Origin of the sequence: Cereibacter johrii (assembly GCF_001720585.1) — a bacterium.
Classification (GTDB): Bacteria; Pseudomonadota; Alphaproteobacteria; order Rhodobacterales; family Rhodobacteraceae; genus Cereibacter_A; species Cereibacter_A johrii.
On record NZ_MABH01000124.1, the window covers coordinates 1 to 18,635 of the forward strand.

Genomic DNA, 18,635 nt, shown 5'->3' on the forward strand with positions numbered 1-18,635 from the left:
GGCGCCGGCGTCTCGGGCGCGGGCGCCTGCATCTGGGGCGCGAGATCGGGCACGGCGGGAGGCTGCTCCTGCGCCTGGGCCGCGGCGGCGGTCAGAAGGAACAGCAGGATCGGACGCAAGAGCAAGGCCATGAGGTCTTCCGGTATTCGGCCGCGCGTGGCGGCGCTTGATGTTCTGGCTTGTCTCCCGCTCACGACGCATGGTCGAGTCGCAGCAAGGTCACGGCTGCCCGTGCTCTACTTATGTTTACGAAAACAGTCAAGTTTCGAGGCCGGCCAAGGGCCTGCTCCCGGGGCGCGCCCCCGGCGCCCGCGCTTCGGGCGCACGGCAGGGTCGCGCCCGACAGGGAAGGCGGCACCCGGCCCCTGCGGGCCGGGCTTGGCCTCAGGCGCGGTCAGATGATGGGCTTGCCGCCCGTCACCGCGATGGTCGCCCCCGACGTGTAGCTCGAGAGCGGATCGGCCAGCATCACATAGGCCGTGGCCAGTTCCGCGGGCTGTCCCGGCCGCTGCATGGGCACCTGCATGCCGAAGTTCTTCACCTTCTCCGCAGGCATGGTCGAGGGAATGAGCGGCGTCCAGATCGGGCCCGGCGCCACGCAATTCACCCGGATCTCCTTCTCGGCCAGCATCTGGGCGAGGCCGCCGGTGAAGTTCTGGATCGCGCCCTTGGTGGTGGCATAGGCCAGAAGATGCGGGCTCGGCGAATCGGCATTGACCGAGGCCGTGTTGATGATCGCGCTGTTCGGGCCCATGTGCGGCACCGCCGCCTTCGAGAGGTAGAACATCGCATGGATGTTCACGCGGAAGGTCAGCTCCCATTCCTCGTCCGGGATATCTCCCAGCTCGGAGAAGCTCGCCTGATGGGCGGCATTGTTCACGAGGAGGTCGATCCGACCGAATTCCTCGACGGCACGGTCGATCACGGCGCGGCAGTGGGCCGCGTCCTGAAGGTCGCCGCGCACCAGAACCGCCTTGCGCCCGGCCTCCGTCACGAGCCGCTCGGTTTCGGCCGCATCCTCGTCCTCGGACAGGTAGGAGATCAGCACGTCCGCCCCCTCGCGCGCGAAGGCCAGCGCCACGGCCCGGCCGATGCCGCTGTCCGCGCCGGTAATGACGGCCTTCATGTCCTGCAGGCGACCCGAGCCGCGATAGCTCTTCTCTCCGTGATCGGGTTGCGGGTCGAGGCGGGCGGTCGTGCCGGGCATCGGCTGTTCCTGATCGGGGAACGGGGGTTTGGGATGGTCGGTCATCGGAGCCTCCTGTTAGGCAGGGTGGGCGGGCGCAACCGATGGGCGCAGCCGAAGTTCCGCGGGGCGGCGAGGGCTCGCCGATCCCCGGCCCGCGCCGGAACAGAGGGCGGCCGCGCCCGGTTTCCCTGCCTCCAGCAAGAGGAGACGGATCCATGTCCAGCAAGCATCCGAAGACGAAGCAGCCCTTCGACGCAGACCTCAAGGGCGATCCGGGCATCGGGCGCTCGACAGGTCTGCGGCGCGGCGAGGAGCCGATGGAGGGCGAAACCACCTTCGAGGGCGACGTGATGAACGACACGAACCCGTGGGGCGGTATCGATCCGAACCAGCGCGGCCGCACGAACAAGTGAGGTTGGCCGGTCTCGCAGGACTTCCGGCGGCCGCCGCCCCGGCGGCGGCGCCTCCGGGCGTCCTGTGCCCCGGGGGACGTCCCGAAGGGCAGCTTTCATCGAGCAGCCCGCAGGCCTCCGCCGGGGCGATCAGGGCGTGAGACGGCGCAGGAGTTCCGCATGCACGCCCGGAGCGGCGGCGATCACGCCGGGGGTCTGCGGAGGGCTGCCGTTGAAAGTCAGCGGCTGGCCGAAGCGGTCGGAGACGGCGGCTCCTGCCCGCGCGGCGATCAGGCTGCCCGCGGCAATATCCCATTCCCACGCCTGACCCAGCATGAGCATCCCGTCATGCCGCCCTTCGGCGACGAGGCAGAGCCGGAAGGCGAGCGACGCGCGGAAGCTGCGCTTCACCTCCGGCACGCCTCCGGGCCAGTGGCTTTCCCCGAGCGTATGGCGAGAGGCGAGCAAGGTGGCGCCCTGGCTCTCGGCGCGCCGACTGGCGGCGATGGCCTGCCCGTCGCGCAGCGCAGGCGCGCTCTCGCCCGCGGTATAGAGCCGGTCGAGCGCCGGCAGATAGACCGCCGCGGCCACGATCCGCCCGGCAAAGGCCACGGCGAGCGAGACCGAGAACGTGTCCTCGCCCGCCATGAAGGCGCGCGTGCCGTCGATCGGATCCACGATGAAGACGCGCTCGGCCCCCTGCCGCGCCCCGCTGTCGGCGCTCTCCTCAGAGAGCCAGCCGTAATCGGGCCGCGCCGAGCGGAGCCTCTGCTCGAGCAGCAGGTTCACCGCGAGGTCGGCCTCGGTCACCGGCCCCGCATTCCCGTCCTTCTCCCAGGCGCGGGGCGCATTCTTCCAGTAGCGGAGCGCGACCGGCCCCGCGGCCCGCGCGGCCTCGCTCAGCAGCGCGAGGTCACGCGCCGGCAATCGTGAGACCCTCCACGAGCAGGCTCGGCACCCGGTTGGACAGGTGCGGCCGCGCATCGTTCGCGGGCACGATGGTCCGCAGCATGTCGCGCAGATTGCCCGCGATGGTGCATTCGTTCACCGGCCCCACGATCTCGCCGCGCTCGACCCAGAAGCCCGACGCGCCGCGCGAATAGTCGCCCGTGTTGCCGTTGATCGACGAGCCCATGAGCGAGGTCACGAGAAGGCCCGTCCCCATCTGCGCCAGAAGCTCGGCCCGCGTGACCGTGCCGGGCGTAAGCTCGGTGTTCGAGACCGAGGGCGAGGGCGGCTGCGAGGTCGAGCGCGCGGCATTGGCCGTGCTCGCCATCTTCAGCTTGCGCCCGGTGGCGAGGTCGAGCGTCCAGCCGGTCAGGAACCCGTTCTCGACGATGGCCCGGCGGCGCGTGGGCAGCCCCTCGCCATCGAAGGGGCGCGACGAGCCGGTGCGCGGCCGCAGCGGGTCCTCGATGAAGGACAGATGCGCCGGCAGCACCTGCTGTCCCAGCGCGTCGCGCAGCCACGAGCCGCCGCGGGCAATGGTGGCGCCGTTGACAGCTGACAACAGGTGGCTCATCAGCGAGGCCGCGATGCGCTCGTCATAGAGCACCGGGAAGCTGCCTGTGGGCGGCTTGCGCGAGCCCACGCGGGCCATGGCGCGTTCGGCGGCCAAGCGGCCCACCTCGGTGGCCGCCGGCAGGTCCGCGCCGAAGATGCGGGTCTCGGCCGCCCAGTCGCGCTCCATCTGCGTGCCCGAGCCGGTGAAGGCCACGGCCGAGATCGAGCGCGAGCTGCGCGCATAGCCGCCGGAAAAGCCGTTGCTGGCCGCCAGATGCATCTCGCGGCGCGACCAGGCGCCGCCCGCCTCGACCTGAAAGATGCCGGCCGTCTCGAGCGCCGCGGCCTCGGCCGCGCGGGCATCCTCCTCCAGGGCCGCAGGCGAAGGCTCGTCGGACGGATCGACCAGTTCGAGCGCCGCCAGATCCCATCCGCGCGCGATCTCGGCGGAGTCCGCGAGGCCCGCACAGGGATCGTCGGGCGCTTCCCGCGCCATGGCGACCGCGCGCTCGGCCATGGCCGAGAGGGTGGCCTCGGAGATGTCGGAGGCCGAGACGCAGGCCTGCCTGCCGCCGAGGAGCACGCGCAGGCCCACCTCGACGCTCTCGGCCCGCTCGGCCTGCTCCAGCGCGCGCTCGCGGATGTCGATGGAGAGCGACGTGCCGCGCACCGCGATCGCATCGGCGGCCTCTGCTCCGGCGCTGCGGGCGACCTGCAGCAGCCGGTCGGTCAGGCGGTCGAGCGGTTGGGTCATGGCTGGCTCCTCTGGGTTCCGTCCCGAGGTAATCGGGCACGCCCGTCGTGACAAGCGCCGGAGCCACAGGAACCGACGTTCCGTCGGGACGAAGCCGCGCCGATGGGACAGCGCGCGGCCTGCCTGATGGGAAGGCGACGGGCCTGCCGGATGGAAAGGCGCGCGGCCTGCCCGATGGGAAGGCGCACGGCCTGCCCGATGGGAAGGGGCGCAGGCTGCCTGATCGGACGGCGCGCGTGGCCTGCCCGATGGGACGGCGCGTGGAGGAGGGAGAGGCGCGCCTTGGCGTGGGGCCGCGATCCTTGGGGGAAGGCAGGCTGCCCCCGCCGCAGGGCGGGGGCGCCGAGGTTACTGGAGGCGCTGGCCGTTGGCGTAGAAGCCCTTGTCCTTGAACTCGAGCGTCGAGGTCAGCGTGTCCTCGCCCTCACCCGGACGGGCGAAGAGGCCGAGCATCATGCGCGCGGCCATCGCCTGATCCTGCGGCACGAGGCCGATGCCCACCAGCTTGTCGATGAGCGCGTTGCCGCCCACCAGCTTCAGGTCGATCTGTCCCGTGGGCGCGGGCATACCGCCGAAGGTGGTCGTGTCGGCGTTGTCGAAGGTGAGGCTGCCGTCGCCGGTCAGATCGGCGCCCGCGATCGAGAGCTGAAGCTGATCGAGATCGAGCGCCTCGATCTGGCCCGGAGCCTTCTCGCCCAGCGTCTCGACCTGCTTGGGATCGAGCAGGTCGATGTCGAGCCGCGCCTTGCCCTTGGCATCGAGCACCAGCGTCGCCGGATCCCGCGGCAGCTGCGCCTCGGGGTCGAACATGGCCCAGATCTCGTCCGAGACCTTCAGGTTGACGAGCCGGGTGAGCAGGCGGAAGTCCTGCGGCTCCTCGGAGGTCGTGACCGGCGTGAGCAGCTGGAAGGCGGCCTCGGCATAGCTCATGTTGAACTGCGGGAACGGGATCTGGCTGCCGCTGAGGGTGAGGCTCACGTTCTTGGTCCCGCCGCCGTAGGAGAGGCTGTCGCCGCTCATCGACACGTCGAGATTGCCCCCGGCGGCGCTGGCCGACCCCTTGCCCTTGTCGGTCGCATCGGCAAAGTCGAACTCGAGCGTGGCCGGGCCATAGGTGAAGCTGCCGGTCGAGGCCGCCCCCGCCTGCAGCGCCGCCGCCATGTCCGCCATGCCGAGCGTGCCCACCATCTTGCCGCTGGACGTGCCCTTGAGGTCGGTGGCGCTGGCGCGGACATTGACCTTGCCCTTCGTCTCGGGGTCGGTCATCGCGAAGGTCATCTCGGCCACCGCGGCCGTGAAGTCGTTCGTGATGGAGCGCGTGTCGGTGCCCTCGGTGCGGTAGGTGCCGGCCACGTCGCTCATCGTCATCTCGGCGGTGAGGTTCATCTCGCGGGCCGAGACGCCATCCACCCCGGTGACGGCGATGGTGGTCGAGGGCGCGTCGAAGGCGAGCGTGGTGGCCAGATCGTCGCCGCCCGCGACCATCACCATGCCGGGCTGGCGCAGGGCCAGCGCGAGCTCGGTCGGCTCGGGAGCGGGATTTTCGGCATCGGGCTCGTTCGGGATCGTCATCTCGACGGGAAATTCCGGCGACATGGTGATCTCCACCGTGCCGTCGCCGCGCTGCGTCAGGTTCACCTCGGGGATCGTGCCCTCGACCACGGTGCCGTCCTGCGCGAAATGCATCCGCACGTCCTGCAGCTTCAGCGTGTCGCCCGTCCGGCTCTGGTTCGCGGCGGTCAGGGTCTGGCCGTAGGTGGCGCCGAGCTCCTGCCAGCTCTGCCACACCTGCTCGGGCGTCACATCGGCCATGGCCGATCCCGCCGCCACCAGCGTCGCCAGAGCGGTGGTGCCTGCCAGTGTGCTGAAATACGTCATATGCCTTCCCCAACGCGGATAATCGGCCCACATTCTTCCGTGGGTTCTGGAGGGTCAAGCCTTTCCGTCGAATGCAAGGATCGGCTAACACGTTTGTCAGAAGGCCAGGGAAGGAGCGGCGCAATGGGCAACATGCAGGGCAAGGTCGTGGCGGTCACCGGGGCCAGCCGCGGGATCGGAGCGGCGGCGGTGCGTGTCTTTGCGGCGGCGGGCGCGCGCGTCGCGCTCCTCTCCCGCAGCGGGCCCGAGATCGAGGCGCTGGCGGCCGAGGCGGGGCAGGGCGCCTTCGCCCTGACCTGCGACGTGGCCGACCGGGCCTCGGTGCAGACGGCGATCGACCGGGTGGTCGAGACGGCGGGCCGGATCGACGTGCTCATCAACAACGCGGGCGTGATCGAGCCCATCGCGCGGCTGGCGGATGTCGATCCCGATGCCTGGGATCGCGCCATCGACGTGAACCTCAAGGGCGTCTTCCACGGGATCCGCGCGGCCGTGCCGCACATGCGCGGAAAGGGCGGCACCATCATCACCGTCAGCTCGGGCGCTGCGCAGAATGCGCTCGAGGGCTGGAGCGCCTATTGCAGCTCGAAGGCGGGCGCGGCCATGCTGACCCGCTGCGCCCATCTCGAGGAGGCGGTCCACCGCATCCGCATCCTGGGCCTCTCGCCCGGGACGGTCGCGACCGGGATGCAGGACAAGATCCGCGAGAGCGGCATCAACCCGGTGAGCCGGCTCGATCCGTCGGTCCATATTCCGGCCGACTGGCCGGCGAAGGCGCTCCTGTGGATGTGCGGCCCGGGCGCGGACAAGTGGCTCGGGCAGGAGATCTCGCTGCGCGACGAGGCGATCCGCCGGGCGGTGGGGCTCGGCGCATGATCCGCGTCGCGGAGGCGGAGGGGCTTCGGACCCTGACGCTCGACCGGCCGGACAAGGCCAATGCGCTGACGAAGGCCATGCTGCTCGAGATCGAGGCGGCCGTGGCGCAGGCCGCGGCCGAGGGCGTGCGGGCCCTTGTGCTGACCGGGGCGGGGCGCGTCTTCTCGGCCGGGGCCGATCTCGACGAGGCGCGGGCGGGGCTTGCCGTCGACCCGGTGTGGGAGCGCGTGTCGGCGGCGGTGGCGGCGCTGCCCTGCCTGACCGTGGCCGCGCTGAATGGCACGCTGGCGGGCGGGGCCATGGGGATGGCGCTCGCCTGCGATCTGAGGATCGCCGTGCCGGGGACGAAGCTCTTCTATCCGGTGATGAAGCTCGGCTTCCGGCCGCAGCCCTCGGACGTGCGGCGGCTGAAGGCGCTGGCGGGGCCTGCGCGGGCCAAGATGATCCTGATGGGCGGCGTGAAGGCCTCGGCCGAGGAGGCGCTGGCCTGGGGCCTCCTCGACCGGATCGTGCCGCCCGAGGCGCTTCTGGCCGAGGCCGCGGCGCTTGCGGCCGATGCGCTCGGCGCGAAGGATGGCCATGGCGCGGCCATCAAGGCGATGATCGCCGAGGCCTGAGGCGGGCGCCTCAGGGCTTTCGCGGGCGGCTCCTTTCGCTGTCGGCGCATCCCTGCGAATGTCGAACGCCTACCGACTTGCGTCGGTAGGCGTGGGGTCCCGGAAGGCGCCGGCAGAGGCCGGGCGGCCCTTTCGATGTCAGCGCATGCCCAGCAGATGCGGCAGGAAGAGCGAGATCTGCGGGACGTAGGTCACGAGCACGAGGAAGGCCAGCATGGTGAGGAGCCACGGCCAGACCGCGATGGTAAGCTCGGTGATGCCCATCTTGGTGATGCCCGAGGCCACATAGAGGTTCAGCCCCACGGGCGGGTGGCACATGCCGACCTCCATGTTCACGATGATCATGATCCCGAAATGCACCGGGTCGATCCCGAGCCGCACGGCGACCGGGAACAGGATCGGCGCCATGATGAGCACGATGGAGGAAGGCTCCATGAAGTTGCCGGCCATCAGCAGGATGATGTTCACCGCGATCAGGAACATCCACCAGGTCAGGCCCGAATCCACCATCCACTGGCCGAGCGCCTGCGGGATGTTCTCGTGCGTGAGCAGGAAGCTGAACAGCACCGCATTGGTGATGATGTAGAGCAGCATCGCCGACATGTTGGCCGAGGCGAGCAGCACCCGCGGCACGTCCCTGAGCCCCATGTCCTTGTAGACGAAGACCGCGATCACGAAGGCATAGACGGCGCTCATGGCGGCGGCTTCGGTGGGGGTGAAGGTGCCGGTGTAGATGCCGCCCATCACGATCACGATGAGCAGGAGGCCCCAGATCGCCTGGCGGAAGGCCTGCCAGCGCTCGCGCCAGCTGGCTTTCGGCAGGCGGGGATAGTCGTTCTTCCAGGCCCGATACCAGGTGGTGAGCGCGAGCGCCCCCGCCAGCATGATCCCCGGGATCACGCCCGCGATGAACATCTCGCCCACCGAGGCCGCATCGACGATGGTGCCGTCGGGCCCCTCGACCATCATCCCCGAGGTGGCCACGCAATACATCACCATCACGATGGACGGCGGGATCAGGATGCCGAGCGCGCCGCTCGTGGTGATGACGCCCGCGCCGAAGCGGGTGGGGAAGCCCTGCGCCACCATGGCGGGCAGGATGCCCGAGCCGATGGCCACCACGGTCGCGGGCGAGGAGCCCGAGACGGCGGCGAAGAGGGCGCAGGCGAAGACGCCGCCGAGGCCCAGGCCCCCGTGCCAGTGGCCCACCATCGAGGTGGCGAAGGCGATCATCCGCCGCGCCACGCCGCCGTGGGTCAGGAAGTTCCCGGCGAGGATGAAGAACGGGATCGCCATGATCTCGAACTTCTCGATGCCGGTGAAGAGCTTCAGCGCCACCGTGTCGATCGGCACCGCCGTCATGGTGAAGAGGAAGGTCAGAACCGTGAGGCCGAGCGCGATCGAGATCGGCATTCCGGTCAGCATGAGGGCGATGAGACCGCCGAAGATGAGGGTTGCGTTCATCTCATTCGTCCTTCGGCTTCTCGACGAGGTCGCGGGGGGTCAGCGGCGACTTGAGGAAGGTGCTGCCGAGCACGTCGATGCCCTCGTCCTCGGTGTCCACGCCCTCGACATGGCCGTGGTCGTGGTGGGGCAGCTCGCCCGTGCGGGCGAAGATCACCGCCACCTGCAGGAAGCGGAAGCACATCAGCGCCGAGCCGAGCGGGATCGCCAGATAGACGAGCCACATCGGCAGCTCGAGATCGGGCGAGATCGCGCTGGTCTGGGCCATGTGCCACACGAAATTGCCGCCGAGCGTCGCGATGATCCCGGTGAAGAGCGCGCCCGCCCCGAGGCCCAGCAGGATGAAGAAGCCGCGCTTGCGCTCGTCGAGCTTGTTGATGAGCACGTCGATGCCGACATGGATGCCGGTCCGCACCCCGTAGGCCGCGCCGAACTTCGCCATCCAGACGAACAGGATGATGCAGAGCTCCTGCGCCCAGACGAGGTTGAACTCGCGCAGGCCGAGATAGGCGCTGCGCATCATGGCCGAGAGCTCGGGCATGTCGTGGCCACGGAAGAAGGCCACGCCATCGGCCAGAAGGCCCAGCGAATAGCGTTGGACGACCGAGACGAAGATCAGCCCTGTCGCCGCCGCGATGAGCGAGGCGATGAGCGTTTCCTCCAGCCGGTCGAGAAGGCGCATCATGGCGGGCCTCCTGTGGCTAGGATGTTGCGGGAAAGGGAAAGCGGGCAGCCGGCGGGGCCGGCTGCCCGGGAAAGGTCGGGTGGATCAGTTGGTCCCGGTCGCGGCCTTCACGGCGGCGATGGTCTCGGCGCCGATGCGGCCGGCCATTTCCTCATGGACGGGGGCGAGCGCCTCTTCCCAGGCCGCGAGCTCTTCGGGGGTCAGCTCGTGGAACTCGGTCGTGCCCGCGTCCTTCATGGCCTGAAGCGACTTGTCGTTCTCTTCCTTGGCGATGCCGTTGGCATAGTCGGTGGCCTCGGTCAGCGCCTTTTCGAGCCCGGCGCGCACCTCCTCGGGCAGGCCGTCCCAGAACTGCTTGTTCACGATCACCGCATAGCCGAGGTAGCCGTGGTTCGAGACCGTGGCGTGCTTCTGCACCTCGTGCATCTTCTGGGTATACATGTTCGAGGGCGGGTTCTCGGTGCCGTCCACGACGCCGGTCTGCAGCGCCTGATAGACCTCCGAGAAGGCCATGACCTGCGGCACCGCGCCGAGCGCGTTCATCTCGGCCTCGAGCACCTTCGAGGACTGGATGCGCATCTTCAGGCCGAGGAAGTCGTCGGGCGTGGCGATCGGGCTGTTGGCCGACATGATCTTGAAGCCGTTGTCCCAGTAGGCCAGGCCCTTGATGCCCTTGTCCTCGAGCTTCGAGAACAGCATCTTGCCCACCTCGCCGTTGGTCACGGTGTGCAGCGCGTCATAGCCCTTGAAGATGTAGGGCAGGTCGAAGACCTCGAAATCCTGCACGCCGAGCGGGCCGAACTTGGCCAGCGACGGGGCGAGCATCTGGACCGCGCCGAGCTGCAGCGCCTCGAGCTCTTCCTTGTCCTTGTAGAGCTGGCTGTTGGGATAGACTTCGACATCCACCGCGCCGTTCGTGTATTTCTCGGCCAGCTCCTCGAACTTCGTGGCGCCCTTGCCCTTCGGCGTGTCGGGGGCGACGACGTGGCTGAACTTGATGACGATCGGCTGGGCGAGAGCCGGCACGGCGGCGGCGAGCGCCAGCGCTGCGGCGCCTGCCAGAGCGGCGAGGCTGCGACGGGTCAACATGGGTATCCTCCTCTGTGCCGCCCTCCCGGCGGTCCTGCCCTTCCTTGCCAGCCGCGACCGCCTGCCGCTATTGTGGGTTTCCGCAAGGGGCTGCACGGATGACAGCTTGTCGCAGGCGGTGCGGCGCGAGGGAGGACGGGTGGAAGAGCGGACAGGCCGGCAGGCGGGCGCACGCCCGGGCGAGCCGTGGGCGCTCGATCCGCCCGCGGACCGCGGCCGCGTGGATCTGCTCTCGCTCATGCCGCTGGTGGCCATCGTCGCGCTGGTGGCGCTGGTGGCGGCCTCGGTCTGGATCGCGGGCCGCAGCGAGACCGAGCAGATCCGCACCAAGCTTGCGACCGACGCGCTCTGGGTCGAGCAGACGCTGCGCTTCCAGCTCTCGGTCGACGAGGACATGCTGGCGCGCCTTGCGCTGGACGAGGCGGGCGGCACGGCGCCCGCCGTGCTCGAGGCGCGGGCGCGGGCCCATATCGCGGCCAATCCCGAGATCCTCTCGATCGTCTGGCACGATGCGGCGGGCGGCATCCTCCGGGCGGTGCCGGGCCCCGCCGACACCCGCGCCGACGAGGAGCTGGCCGCGCAGCTCCGGCGCACCGGGGCTCGGGCCCGCCCGGTCTATGCGCTGATGGACGGGCAGACGGTGACGATGGGCCTGCGGCCGCAGGGCTCCGACGAGGTCATCACCGCCACCGTCTCGCTGCCCCTGATGCTCGAACGCCACATCCCCTGGTGGATCGCCGAGCAATATGCGGTCTGGCTGCTCGACGGCAGCGACACGGTGCGGGCCCGCCGCTCGCGCGGGACGCCCGAGCCGGAAGGCCCCAGCCATGCGATCAGCTTCGATCCGCCCTTGCCGGGCGCGGTGCTGCGCATCGCCTCCTACGAGGGGGCCGCGCCCTTCGCCCGCGCCCTCTTGCCCGCGGCCATCGCGGGGCTTGCGGCCTTCGCGATCCTGGCCCTGCTCGCGCTTTACCGCAACGCGCAGCGGCGGCGCGCGGCCGAACTGCGGCTGAACGAGGAAATGGCCTTCCGCCGCTCGATGGAGGAGAGCCTGACCGTGGGCCTGCGCGCCAAGGACCATGCGGGCCGGGTGCTCTATGTCAATTCCGCCTTCTGCAAGCTCGTGGGCTGGAATGCCGAGGATCTGGTCGGCCACGACCAGCCCATGCCCTACTGGGCCCCCGACCGGATCGAGGAGACCCTGCGCCGCCAGCGGGCGCTCGCCGAGGGAGGCGCCGAGCCGCAGGCCTTCGAGACCCGCTTCCGCCGCAGCGACGGGACCGAGATCGACGTGCAGGTCTACGAGGCGCCGCTGATCGACGCGAAGGGGATGCATCGCGGCTGGATGGGCTCGATCATCGACATCACCGACGCCCGTCGCGCCGCCCGCCTCGCCCGCGAGCAGGAGGAGAGCCTTGCGCGGACGGGCCGTCTCGTGACGCTGGGCGAGATGGCCTCGACGCTGGCGCATGAGCTGAACCAGCCGCTCGCCGCCATCGCGAGCTATGCGGCCGGGGCCGCGAACCTGTTGCGGCAGGAGCGGGCGGATCCGGCGCTGCTGTCGTCGGCACTGGCCAAGCTCTCGCATCAGGCCGACCGGGCGGGCCAGATCATCCGCCGGATCCAGGATCTGGTGCGCAAGCGCGAGCCGCGCTTCTCGGCGCTCGATCTGGCCTCGGTCGTGCGCGAGACGGCCGGTTTCCTCGAGGCGGATGCGCGGGTGCGCGGGGTGCGGATCGCCGTCGATCTGGCGCCCGCGCCGCCCGTGCTGGCCGACCGGATCCTGCTCGAGCAGCTCCTCATCAACCTCATGCGCAACGGGATCGAGGCGATGGGCGAGGCGGGAAGCGTCGATGCGCTGACCGTGAGCCTCCGCCCCGGGCCCGCGCGGGCCGTGATCGAGGTGGCCGACCGGGGCCCCGGCATCGCGCCCGAGGTGGCCGACCGGCTGTTCGACGCCTTCACCTCGACCAAGGCCGAGGGTATGGGGATCGGGCTGAACATCTGCCGCACCATCGTCGAGATGCACCGCGGCCGCCTGACCCACCGCCCGCGCGAGGGCGGGGGCACCGTGTTCCGGGTGGCGTTGCCCGCCGCCGCCGAAGAAGGAGTGGCCGCCGAATGACGGGGTGCGTCCATATCATCGACGATGACGAGGCGATCCGCGACGCGCTCTCGTTTCTCTTTGCCTCCCGGGGGCTGCGCGTGCAGGGCTGGCCCTCGGGCGAGGCCTTTCTCGAGGCGCTGCCGCTGCCCGACTGCGCCTGCATCATGCTTGACGTGCGGATGGGCGGGATCTCGGGGCCCGACACGTTCGACCGGCTGCGCGCGGCGGGCTGCGCGGCGCCGGTGATCTTCCTCACCGGCCATGCCGATGTGCCGGTGGCGGTGCGCGCGCTGAAGGCCGGCGCCTTCGATTTCGTCGAGAAGCCCTTCAACGACAATGCGCTGGTCGATCTCGTGCTCGCCGCCATCGAGGCCCATGCCGCGCAGCTGGCCCACAGCGGCGCGCGCGAGGATGTGGCGCGCCGCCTCGCCACTTTGTCCGCGCGCGAGGAGGAGGTGCTGCGGCTGATGCTGCAGGGGCGGCTGAACAAGCAGATCGCCGACACGCTGGGTATCGCCATGCGCACGGTCGAGCTGCACCGCTCTCGCCTCATCGCGAAGATGGGCGCGCGCAATGCGGTGGAGCTTGCGGCGCTCCTCAGCGAGGCGGGGCTGCCGCGCTGAGCGTCGCGCGCCGGTTGCGCCGCAGGCGGGCGAGGAAGGCCAGCACGAAGATCCCGCTCAGGATCAGGATGATGGTGGGGGCGGGGGCACTGTCGAGGAAGAAGCTCGCATAGGTCCCCGCCAGCATCGCGGCAAGGCAGACCGCCACCGCCACGATCAGCATAGGCCCGAAGCGCCGCACCGTCAGGAAGGCGATGGCCCCCGGCGCGATCAGCAGGCCCACGGCGAGGATGAGGCCCGTGGCCGTCAGCGTGGCCACGATGGTCAGCGCGAGCGCGGGCAGAAGACCATAATGCAGAAGCCCCACCCTGAGGCCCGAGGCCCGTGCCTGCGCCGGATCGAACGCATGGAGAAGCAGATCCTTCCAGGTCAGCAGGAGCGCGCCCGTCACGCCGGCCGAGATCGCCCCCGAGACCAGGAGATCCCCGGGCCCCACGCCCAGCATATTGCCGAACAGGATATGATCGAGATGCACGTCGGTCTCGATCGAGGTGTAGAGCAGCAGCCCCAGCCCGAACATGCCGGCGAAGACCACGCCCATCACCGTGTCCTGCTTGACCCGGCTGTTGCCCGCGAGGAAGCCCGTGGCGAGTGCGCAGGCCATGCCCGCGCCGAAGGCGCCGACCAGCAGCGGCACGCCCGCGATATAGGCCAGCACCACGCCCGGCAGGATGGCGTGGCTGATGGCGTCGCCCATCAGCGCCCAGCCCTTCAGGACGAGGAGGCAGGAGAGAAGCGCCGTGGGCACCGCCACCAGCAGGCAGACGAGGAAGGCGTTCTGCATGAAGGGAAACTGGAACGGGAAGAGGAGCGTCTCGGTCATGGCTGCTCCAGCGCCTGGGCGGCGCGGCGGCGGGCGGCCAGCATCCCGTGCTTGGGCGCGAAGGGGAAGGCCAGAAGGAAGAGCGCCGTCTGCAGCGTCACGATCACCGCGCCCGTGGCCCCGTCGAGGAAATAGGAGATGTAGGCGCCGAGGAAGCCCGTGGCGGCCCCGATCGCCACGGCGAGCGTCAGCAGGCGCGGGAAGCGGTCGCAGAGCAGATAGGCCGTGGCGCCGGGCGTCACCACCATGGCGATCACGAGGAAGGCCCCCACCGTCTGCATCGCCGCCACGATGGAGGCCGAAAGCAGCGTGAAGAACAGAAGCTTCATCGCGCCGGTGCGGATCCCGATCGAGCGGGCGTGGGTCTCGTCGAAGAAGGTCACCATCAGGTCCTTCCATGTCGCGAGCAGGATCGCGAGCGAGACCACCCCGATCACCGCCAGCTGCGCCGTGTCGTAGGGCGAGATGGCGAGGATGTTGCCCATGATGATGGTCTGGATCGAGATCGCCATCGGATCGACCGAGATCATGAACAGGCCGAGCCCGAAGAAGGAGGTGAAGATCAGCCCGATCACCACGTCGGTCTTGAGCCCGCTGCGGCCGGAGAGGAAGAGCATGGCCCCCGCCGCGAGCCCTCCCGCAAGGAAGGCGCCGAGCGCGAAGGGCAGGCCCAGCACATAGGCCCCCGCGACACCCGGCACGACGGAATGCGAGAGCGCATCGCCGATCAGCGACCAGCCCTTCAGCATCAGGAAGCAGGACAGGAAGGCGCAGACCGCCCCCACCAGCGCCGAGACCCACATGGCGTTGGTCATGTAGCCGTAGAGGAACGGCTCCCAGAGCTCAGCCGCGCTCATCCTCGGCCTCCTGCCGGTGGGTGCGGCCGCCATATTGCACGAAGGGCCGCTCGTCGTCGGTGAGGATGCTGACCTCGCGCGGGTCGTCGTCGTCATGCAGGAGCGTGCCCGACAGGGTGAAGCGCCGGAGGACGCCGCCGAAGGCCGCCTCGAGATTGGCATGGGTGAAGGTGGTCTCCGTCGGCCCGTAGGCCAGAACGGTGCCCTTCACGAGCACGGTGCGGTCGCAGAATTCCGGCACCGACCCGAGATTGTGGGTCGAGACCAGCATCACCCGCCCCTCGGCGCGCAATTCGCGCAGCAGGGCCACGATCTCGCCCTCGGTCTGGACATCGACGCCGGTGAAGGGCTCGTCGAGCAGGATCACCTGACCCTCCTGCGCCAGCGCCCGGGCGAGGAACACGCGCTTCCTCTGCCCGCCCGAAAGCTCGCCGATCTGGCGGTGACGCAGCCCCTCCATGCCGACGCGGGCCAGCGCCTCGGCCACGGCCGCGCGGTCGGCGGCCTTCGGGCGGCGCAGGAAGCCCATGTGGCCGTAGCGGCCCATCATCACCACATCCTCGACGAGGACCGGGAAGGTCCAGTCCACCTCCTCGGATTGCGGCACATAGGCCACGAGGTTCTGCCGCAGCGCCTCGGGCACGGTGCGGCCGAGCAGCCGGATCTCGCCCGAGCCCACCGGCACGAGGCCCATGATCGCCTTGAAGAGCGTGGACTTGCCTGCCCCGTTGACGCCCACGAGCGCCGCCACCGTCCCGCGCGGCAGCGAGAAGCTCGCGTGGCGCAGCGCCGTATGGCCGTTGCGGTAGGTCACGGTCACATCGCGGACCGAGATGCCCGCGCCCGCCTCCGCCCCGGCCGATGGGATCTCCGGTCTCATCTTGCGCCCTCCAGCCCGTTCGCGATGGTCTCGGCCGTCACCCGCAGGAGGTCGAGATAGGTCGGCACCGGCCCGTCGCGCGGGCTCAGGCTGTCCACATAGAGCATGCCGCCATAGGCCGCCCCCGTCTCGCGCGCGACCTGCCGGGCGGGGGCATTGTTCACCGTGCTCTCGCAGAAGACGGCCGGGATCGCGTGCTTCCTCACCCCGTCGATCACCGTGCGCACCTGCTGCGGCGTGCCGACCTGATCGGTGTTCATCGGCCAGAGATAGAATTCCTTCAGCCCGAAGTCGCGGGCGAGATAGGAAAAGGCGCCCTCGCAGGTCACGAGCCAGCGCCGCTCCTCGGGCAGGGCCGCGATCCGGTCGCGGAGCGGGCCGATGGTCGCCCGGAGCCGCTCCTTGTAGCTTGCGGCATTGGCCCGGTAGCTCTCGGCATGGGCCGGATCGGCCTCTGCCAGGGCGCGGGCGATGTTGTCGATGTAGATCATCGCATTGTCGAGGCCCATCCAGGCGTGCGGGTTCGGCCTGCCGCGATATTCGCCGCCCGCGACCGCCATCGGTTCGATCCCTTCGCTCACCGTCACCGAAGGCACATCCTTCAGGTTGGAGAGGAACTGCTCGAACCAGAGCTCGAGATTGAGCCCGTTCCAGAGGATCAGGTCCGCGTCCCAGGCGCGCACGATGTCGCGCGGCGTGGGCTCGTAGCCGTGGATCTCGGCGCCGGGGCGGGTGATCGACACCACCTCGGCCGCGTCGCCCGCCACGTTCTGCGCCATGTCGGCGATGACCGTGAAGGTCGTGGCCACCTTCAGCCGGTCGGCGAGCGCCGGCCCCGCCATGAGGAGCGTCGCCATCGAGGCGGCCCATCCGATCCGTCGCATGTTCATGCTCGCACCTCCAACTGTGATAATGCGAGGCATTCGCAAAACTTCAAGGATAAATTGCGAGCCGTTCGCAAACTTGTGACGTCAGGGCAGATCCAATCGGTCCGGCTCGTGGATCGGGCAGCGGTTGAAGGCCGCACGATAGTCGGAGGAAAGCTTGTAGGTCGCCTGCCGCACGCGGTTGATCGCGCCGAGCGGCCGGTGCGCGGCAAGCCCGGTCCAGACCGAGAAGCGGATCGGGTCGTCCACGGCTTTGGCCCTCGCTTCGCTCCAGCCCGGCTGCGGCGGTGCGGTCAGGCGCGCCACCGTCACGAAGGGGCTCTCCTCCTCGCTCCAGATCCGGCTCGGATCCTCGACCGGCATCGTCTCGGGGTTCCGGCAGAGCTGGACGCGGAAGTCCCAGACGCCACCCCCGGCCAGATCCTGCGCCACCCGCTCGCGCAGCGCGTCCGGCGCGCCGGCTGCGGGGATCTCCTCGCCCGTCAGGCGGGTGAGGCTGTCCGAGACGGGGACCAGCTGGTATTTCGCGATGAAGTCGCCGTGACGGAAGGCCGTCTGGCTGAAATAGCTCTCCCCCAGCGGATGCACGTTCGGGGCGCCGCCCATGGTCTTCAGCGTGGCGCTCTCGCCGCCTGCGGCCTCGAGCGTCTTCTCGACCCCGCGCAGCACCGAGGACAAGGCGACCTTGGCCCAGGTCGCCTGATCGGTGGTCCGGGCGAGGCGATTGAGGCTCTTGAGAAAGCTCGCCGCATCGGGAGCCGCGAAGGCGGGGCCATTGACCATCACGAAATCCTGCGTGTCGCCCTCGGCGCGGGGGAGGCGCTCGCCCTCCACCTGCAGGATCTTCAGCGCGAGCCCGCGGGGCACCGAGACGCTGTCGGGCAGAAGGTCGCCCGGATTGGTGGAGATGCGCACCAGCGCCGGGTGCCGGCCCGGCCGTGCGAACAGCCCCTGCGCCAGCTCGGGCGGCAGATCGGGCAGGATCTCGAAATGCGCCTCGAAGATCCCGTGGCTCTTGGCATGGACCGCGCGCACCGCATGGCCGTAGTTGCCCGAGGTCGTGTCGAGGATCTCGGTCAGCGCCCGGCAGAGCAGGCGCTCGGTCTGCTCTTCCTCCTCCTCGGGACGTTCGATGTCGGGCGCATATCGGATCGGGTCGCGCATGGGGCCTCCGTTGCTGTCGGAGGGCAACCGGCGCTGGGGGCGCCGGGTTCCAGTCGAAGAGTGCGGCGGCCCTTAGAGACCGAGGAGGGCAGGCAGCTCGCGCATGTCCGAGAAGGGCCGGGCGCCCTCGGCCTCGAGGGCCGCCGAACTGCCGTCGGGCACATAGCCGAAGCAGGTCATGCCGGCGGCGCGGGCGGCGCGGGCGCCTGTCGGGCTGTCCTCGATCACCGCGCAGCGGTCCGGCTCCACCCCCAGCGCGCGGGCGGCATGAAGATAGAGGTCGGGCGCGGGCTTCGGCGCGTCCAGCGACTGGCCCGAGAAGAGCCGCCCGGCGAGCCGCGCCATCAGGGCCGGATGCTGGCCGAGCGTCACCTGCATCTTGCGGTCGGATCCGTTCGAGCCCACCGCATAGGGGATGCCCGCCTGATCGAGCGCGGCCACCACCTCCTCGACATGGGGGATGAGCGGCGTGCCCCGGGCCAGCCGCGCATAGAGCCGCTCGTAGAAGTCCTCCACCCAGTCCGCGGGCAGGTCGGCCCCCAGACGGCGGGCCGTCACGGCCGCACCGGGAATGGTGCCGCCGAGGAAATGCGCCTCGAGCGCCGCATGGTCGAGCGCAAGGCCGTGGCGGGCGAGATCCTCGCCCAGAAGCGCGAAGGCCGTGGGTTCGCTGTCCACCAGCACGCCGTCGCAGTCGAAGATCACCGCCTCGATCATGGCGCCTCCAGAATGGTGACCAGCGTGTCGCCGTAGCGCCGCTGGTCGAGTTGCGTGAAGCCTTCCGGCGGAACCGGGGCGATGTTCTCCTCCCACAGGACGAGGGCGCCGGGCGCGAGCCAGCCCGCGT

The 18,635-nt window shown here is 70.0% G+C and carries 18 protein-coding genes and 1 pseudogene; 5 read left to right on the forward strand and 14 right to left on the reverse strand.

What is annotated here, in order from left to right:
- Positions 1-394 precede the first annotated feature (394 nt).
- Positions 395-1,252: an SDR family oxidoreductase gene (locus tag A9O63_RS10025; protein WP_069331803.1), complete on the reverse strand. Its 858-nt coding sequence runs from the start codon at positions 1,250-1,252 to the stop codon at positions 395-397.
- Positions 1,253-1,404: 152 nt separating this feature from the next.
- Between A9O63_RS10025 and A9O63_RS10030 the strand changes: the two genes are divergently transcribed.
- The gene (locus tag A9O63_RS10030) at positions 1,405-1,602 is read left to right on the forward strand and encodes a hypothetical protein (protein ID WP_069331804.1); all 198 of its coding nucleotides are present in this window, start codon (positions 1,405-1,407) and stop codon (positions 1,600-1,602) included.
- A gap of 129 nt (positions 1,603-1,731) precedes the next feature.
- Here A9O63_RS10030 and A9O63_RS10035 read toward each other — a convergent pair whose 3' ends face one another.
- The 3 genes from A9O63_RS10035 to A9O63_RS10045 all read right to left on the reverse strand — a co-directional run bounded on the left by A9O63_RS10035 (position 1,732) and on the right by A9O63_RS10045 (position 5,716).
- Positions 1,732-2,508 (reverse strand): 3'(2'),5'-bisphosphate nucleotidase CysQ, encoded by a 777-nt coding sequence (locus tag A9O63_RS10035; protein WP_069331805.1) that lies wholly within the window; start codon positions 2,506-2,508, stop codon positions 1,732-1,734.
- Positions 2,495-3,838, reverse strand: a complete 1,344-nt coding sequence (locus A9O63_RS10040; RefSeq protein WP_069331806.1) for a TldD/PmbA family protein — start codon at positions 3,836-3,838, stop codon at positions 2,495-2,497. The genes A9O63_RS10035 and A9O63_RS10040 overlap by 14 nt, the downstream gene beginning before the upstream one ends.
- 348 nt (positions 3,839-4,186) lie before the next feature.
- Positions 4,187-5,716, reverse strand: coding sequence for a DUF2125 domain-containing protein (locus A9O63_RS10045; protein WP_069331807.1), 1,530 nt, complete (start codon positions 5,714-5,716; stop codon positions 4,187-4,189).
- Positions 5,717-5,839: 123 nt separating this feature from the next.
- Between A9O63_RS10045 and A9O63_RS10050 the strand changes: the two genes are divergently transcribed.
- Both A9O63_RS10050 and A9O63_RS10055 read left to right on the forward strand, forming a co-directional pair.
- Positions 5,840-6,592, forward strand: coding sequence for an SDR family oxidoreductase (locus A9O63_RS10050; protein ID WP_069331808.1), 753 nt, complete (start codon positions 5,840-5,842; stop codon positions 6,590-6,592).
- Positions 6,589-7,209: an enoyl-CoA hydratase/isomerase family protein gene (locus A9O63_RS10055; RefSeq protein ID WP_069331809.1), complete on the forward strand. Its 621-nt coding sequence runs from the start codon at positions 6,589-6,591 to the stop codon at positions 7,207-7,209. Before A9O63_RS10050 ends, A9O63_RS10055 begins: the two co-directional genes overlap by 4 nt.
- 138 nt (positions 7,210-7,347) lie before the next feature.
- Here A9O63_RS10055 and A9O63_RS10060 read toward each other — a convergent pair whose 3' ends face one another.
- From A9O63_RS10060 to A9O63_RS10070, 3 genes are all read right to left on the reverse strand, one after another.
- Positions 7,348-8,673 carry a TRAP transporter large permease gene (locus tag A9O63_RS10060; RefSeq protein WP_069331810.1) on the reverse strand — a complete coding sequence of 442 codons (1,326 nt, stop codon included), beginning with the start codon at positions 8,671-8,673 and terminating at the stop codon, positions 7,348-7,350.
- A 1-nt stretch (position 8,674) separates the two neighbouring features.
- Positions 8,675-9,358 (reverse strand): TRAP transporter small permease, encoded by a 684-nt coding sequence (locus tag A9O63_RS10065; protein WP_002721136.1) that lies wholly within the window; start codon positions 9,356-9,358, stop codon positions 8,675-8,677.
- A gap of 84 nt (positions 9,359-9,442) precedes the next feature.
- The gene (locus tag A9O63_RS10070; protein ID WP_069331811.1) at positions 9,443-10,447 is read right to left on the reverse strand and encodes a TRAP transporter substrate-binding protein; all 1,005 of its coding nucleotides are present in this window, start codon (positions 10,445-10,447) and stop codon (positions 9,443-9,445) included.
- A 139-nt stretch (positions 10,448-10,586) separates the two neighbouring features.
- On the opposite strand from A9O63_RS10070, the gene A9O63_RS10075 reads away from it, so the two are divergent.
- Together A9O63_RS10075 and A9O63_RS10080 are read left to right on the forward strand one after the other, a co-directional pair.
- Positions 10,587-12,572, forward strand: a complete 1,986-nt coding sequence (locus A9O63_RS10075) for a two-component system sensor histidine kinase NtrB (RefSeq protein WP_069331812.1) — start codon at positions 10,587-10,589, stop codon at positions 12,570-12,572.
- Complete coding sequence (locus tag A9O63_RS10080) at positions 12,569-13,177, forward strand: response regulator transcription factor (RefSeq protein WP_011338585.1); 609 nt, start codon at positions 12,569-12,571, stop codon at positions 13,175-13,177. The genes A9O63_RS10075 and A9O63_RS10080 overlap by 4 nt, the downstream gene beginning before the upstream one ends.
- Here the strand turns inward: A9O63_RS10080 and A9O63_RS10085 are convergent.
- From A9O63_RS10085 to A9O63_RS23340, 7 genes and pseudogenes are all read right to left on the reverse strand, one after another.
- Positions 13,152-14,000: a metal ABC transporter permease gene (locus A9O63_RS10085; protein ID WP_069331813.1), complete on the reverse strand. Its 849-nt coding sequence runs from the start codon at positions 13,998-14,000 to the stop codon at positions 13,152-13,154. The two genes, A9O63_RS10080 and A9O63_RS10085, sit on opposite strands and share 26 nt — an antisense overlap.
- Positions 13,997-14,857: a metal ABC transporter permease gene (locus A9O63_RS10090; RefSeq protein WP_069331814.1), complete on the reverse strand. Its 861-nt coding sequence runs from the start codon at positions 14,855-14,857 to the stop codon at positions 13,997-13,999. Before A9O63_RS10090 ends, A9O63_RS10085 begins: the two co-directional genes overlap by 4 nt.
- Positions 14,844-15,737, reverse strand: a complete 894-nt coding sequence (locus A9O63_RS10095; protein ID WP_015921313.1) for a manganese/iron ABC transporter ATP-binding protein — start codon at positions 15,735-15,737, stop codon at positions 14,844-14,846. The genes A9O63_RS10090 and A9O63_RS10095 overlap by 14 nt, the downstream gene beginning before the upstream one ends.
- Positions 15,734-16,627, reverse strand: a complete 894-nt coding sequence (locus A9O63_RS10100; RefSeq protein ID WP_069331815.1) for a metal ABC transporter substrate-binding protein — start codon at positions 16,625-16,627, stop codon at positions 15,734-15,736. Before A9O63_RS10100 ends, A9O63_RS10095 begins: the two co-directional genes overlap by 4 nt.
- Before the next feature lie 81 nt (positions 16,628-16,708).
- Positions 16,709-17,788: a catalase family protein gene (locus A9O63_RS10105; protein WP_069331816.1), complete on the reverse strand. Its 1,080-nt coding sequence runs from the start codon at positions 17,786-17,788 to the stop codon at positions 16,709-16,711.
- Between the two features lie 72 nt (positions 17,789-17,860).
- Entirely contained in the window at positions 17,861-18,505 is a 645-nt protein-coding gene (locus A9O63_RS10110) for an HAD-IA family hydrolase (protein WP_069331817.1), read from the reverse strand.
- A pseudogene (locus tag A9O63_RS23340) lies at positions 18,502-18,635 on the reverse strand (16S rRNA (guanine(966)-N(2))-methyltransferase RsmD); the annotation flags it as partial. The gene A9O63_RS10110 and the pseudogene A9O63_RS23340, both read right to left, overlap by 4 nt.

Excerpts from the sequence above, each read along its gene's own strand:
- A9O63_RS10080 (WP_011338585.1), top strand. The coding sequence starts at position 12,569 with ATGACGGGGTGCGTCCATATCATCGACGATGACGAGGCGATCCGCGAC.
- A9O63_RS10030 (WP_069331804.1), top strand. The coding sequence starts at position 1,405 with ATGTCCAGCAAGCATCCGAAGACGAAGCAGCCCTTCGACGCAGACCTC.
- A9O63_RS10065 (WP_002721136.1), bottom strand. The coding sequence starts at position 9,358 with ATGATGCGCCTTCTCGACCGGCTGGAGGAAACGCTCATCGCCTCGCTC.
- A9O63_RS10105 (WP_069331816.1), bottom strand. The coding sequence starts at position 17,788 with ATGCGCGACCCGATCCGATATGCGCCCGACATCGAACGTCCCGAGGAG.
- A9O63_RS10095 (WP_015921313.1), bottom strand. The coding sequence starts at position 15,737 with ATGAGACCGGAGATCCCATCGGCCGGGGCGGAGGCGGGCGCGGGCATC.
- A9O63_RS10110 (WP_069331817.1), bottom strand. The coding sequence starts at position 18,505 with ATGATCGAGGCGGTGATCTTCGACTGCGACGGCGTGCTGGTGGACAGC.
- A9O63_RS10055 (WP_069331809.1), top strand. The coding sequence starts at position 6,589 with ATGATCCGCGTCGCGGAGGCGGAGGGGCTTCGGACCCTGACGCTCGAC.
- A9O63_RS10025 (WP_069331803.1), bottom strand. The coding sequence starts at position 1,252 with ATGACCGACCATCCCAAACCCCCGTTCCCCGATCAGGAACAGCCGATG.
- A9O63_RS10045 (WP_069331807.1), bottom strand. The coding sequence starts at position 5,716 with ATGACGTATTTCAGCACACTGGCAGGCACCACCGCTCTGGCGACGCTG.
- A9O63_RS10040 (WP_069331806.1), bottom strand. The coding sequence starts at position 3,838 with ATGACCCAACCGCTCGACCGCCTGACCGACCGGCTGCTGCAGGTCGCC.
- A9O63_RS10090 (WP_069331814.1), bottom strand. The coding sequence starts at position 14,857 with ATGAGCGCGGCTGAGCTCTGGGAGCCGTTCCTCTACGGCTACATGACC.
- A9O63_RS10050 (WP_069331808.1), top strand. The coding sequence starts at position 5,840 with ATGGGCAACATGCAGGGCAAGGTCGTGGCGGTCACCGGGGCCAGCCGC.
- A9O63_RS10100 (WP_069331815.1), bottom strand. The coding sequence starts at position 16,627 with ATGAACATGCGACGGATCGGATGGGCCGCCTCGATGGCGACGCTCCTC.
- A9O63_RS10085 (WP_069331813.1), bottom strand. The coding sequence starts at position 14,000 with ATGACCGAGACGCTCCTCTTCCCGTTCCAGTTTCCCTTCATGCAGAAC.
- A9O63_RS10070 (WP_069331811.1), bottom strand. The coding sequence starts at position 10,447 with ATGTTGACCCGTCGCAGCCTCGCCGCTCTGGCAGGCGCCGCAGCGCTG.
- A9O63_RS10060 (WP_069331810.1), bottom strand. The coding sequence starts at position 8,673 with ATGAACGCAACCCTCATCTTCGGCGGTCTCATCGCCCTCATGCTGACC.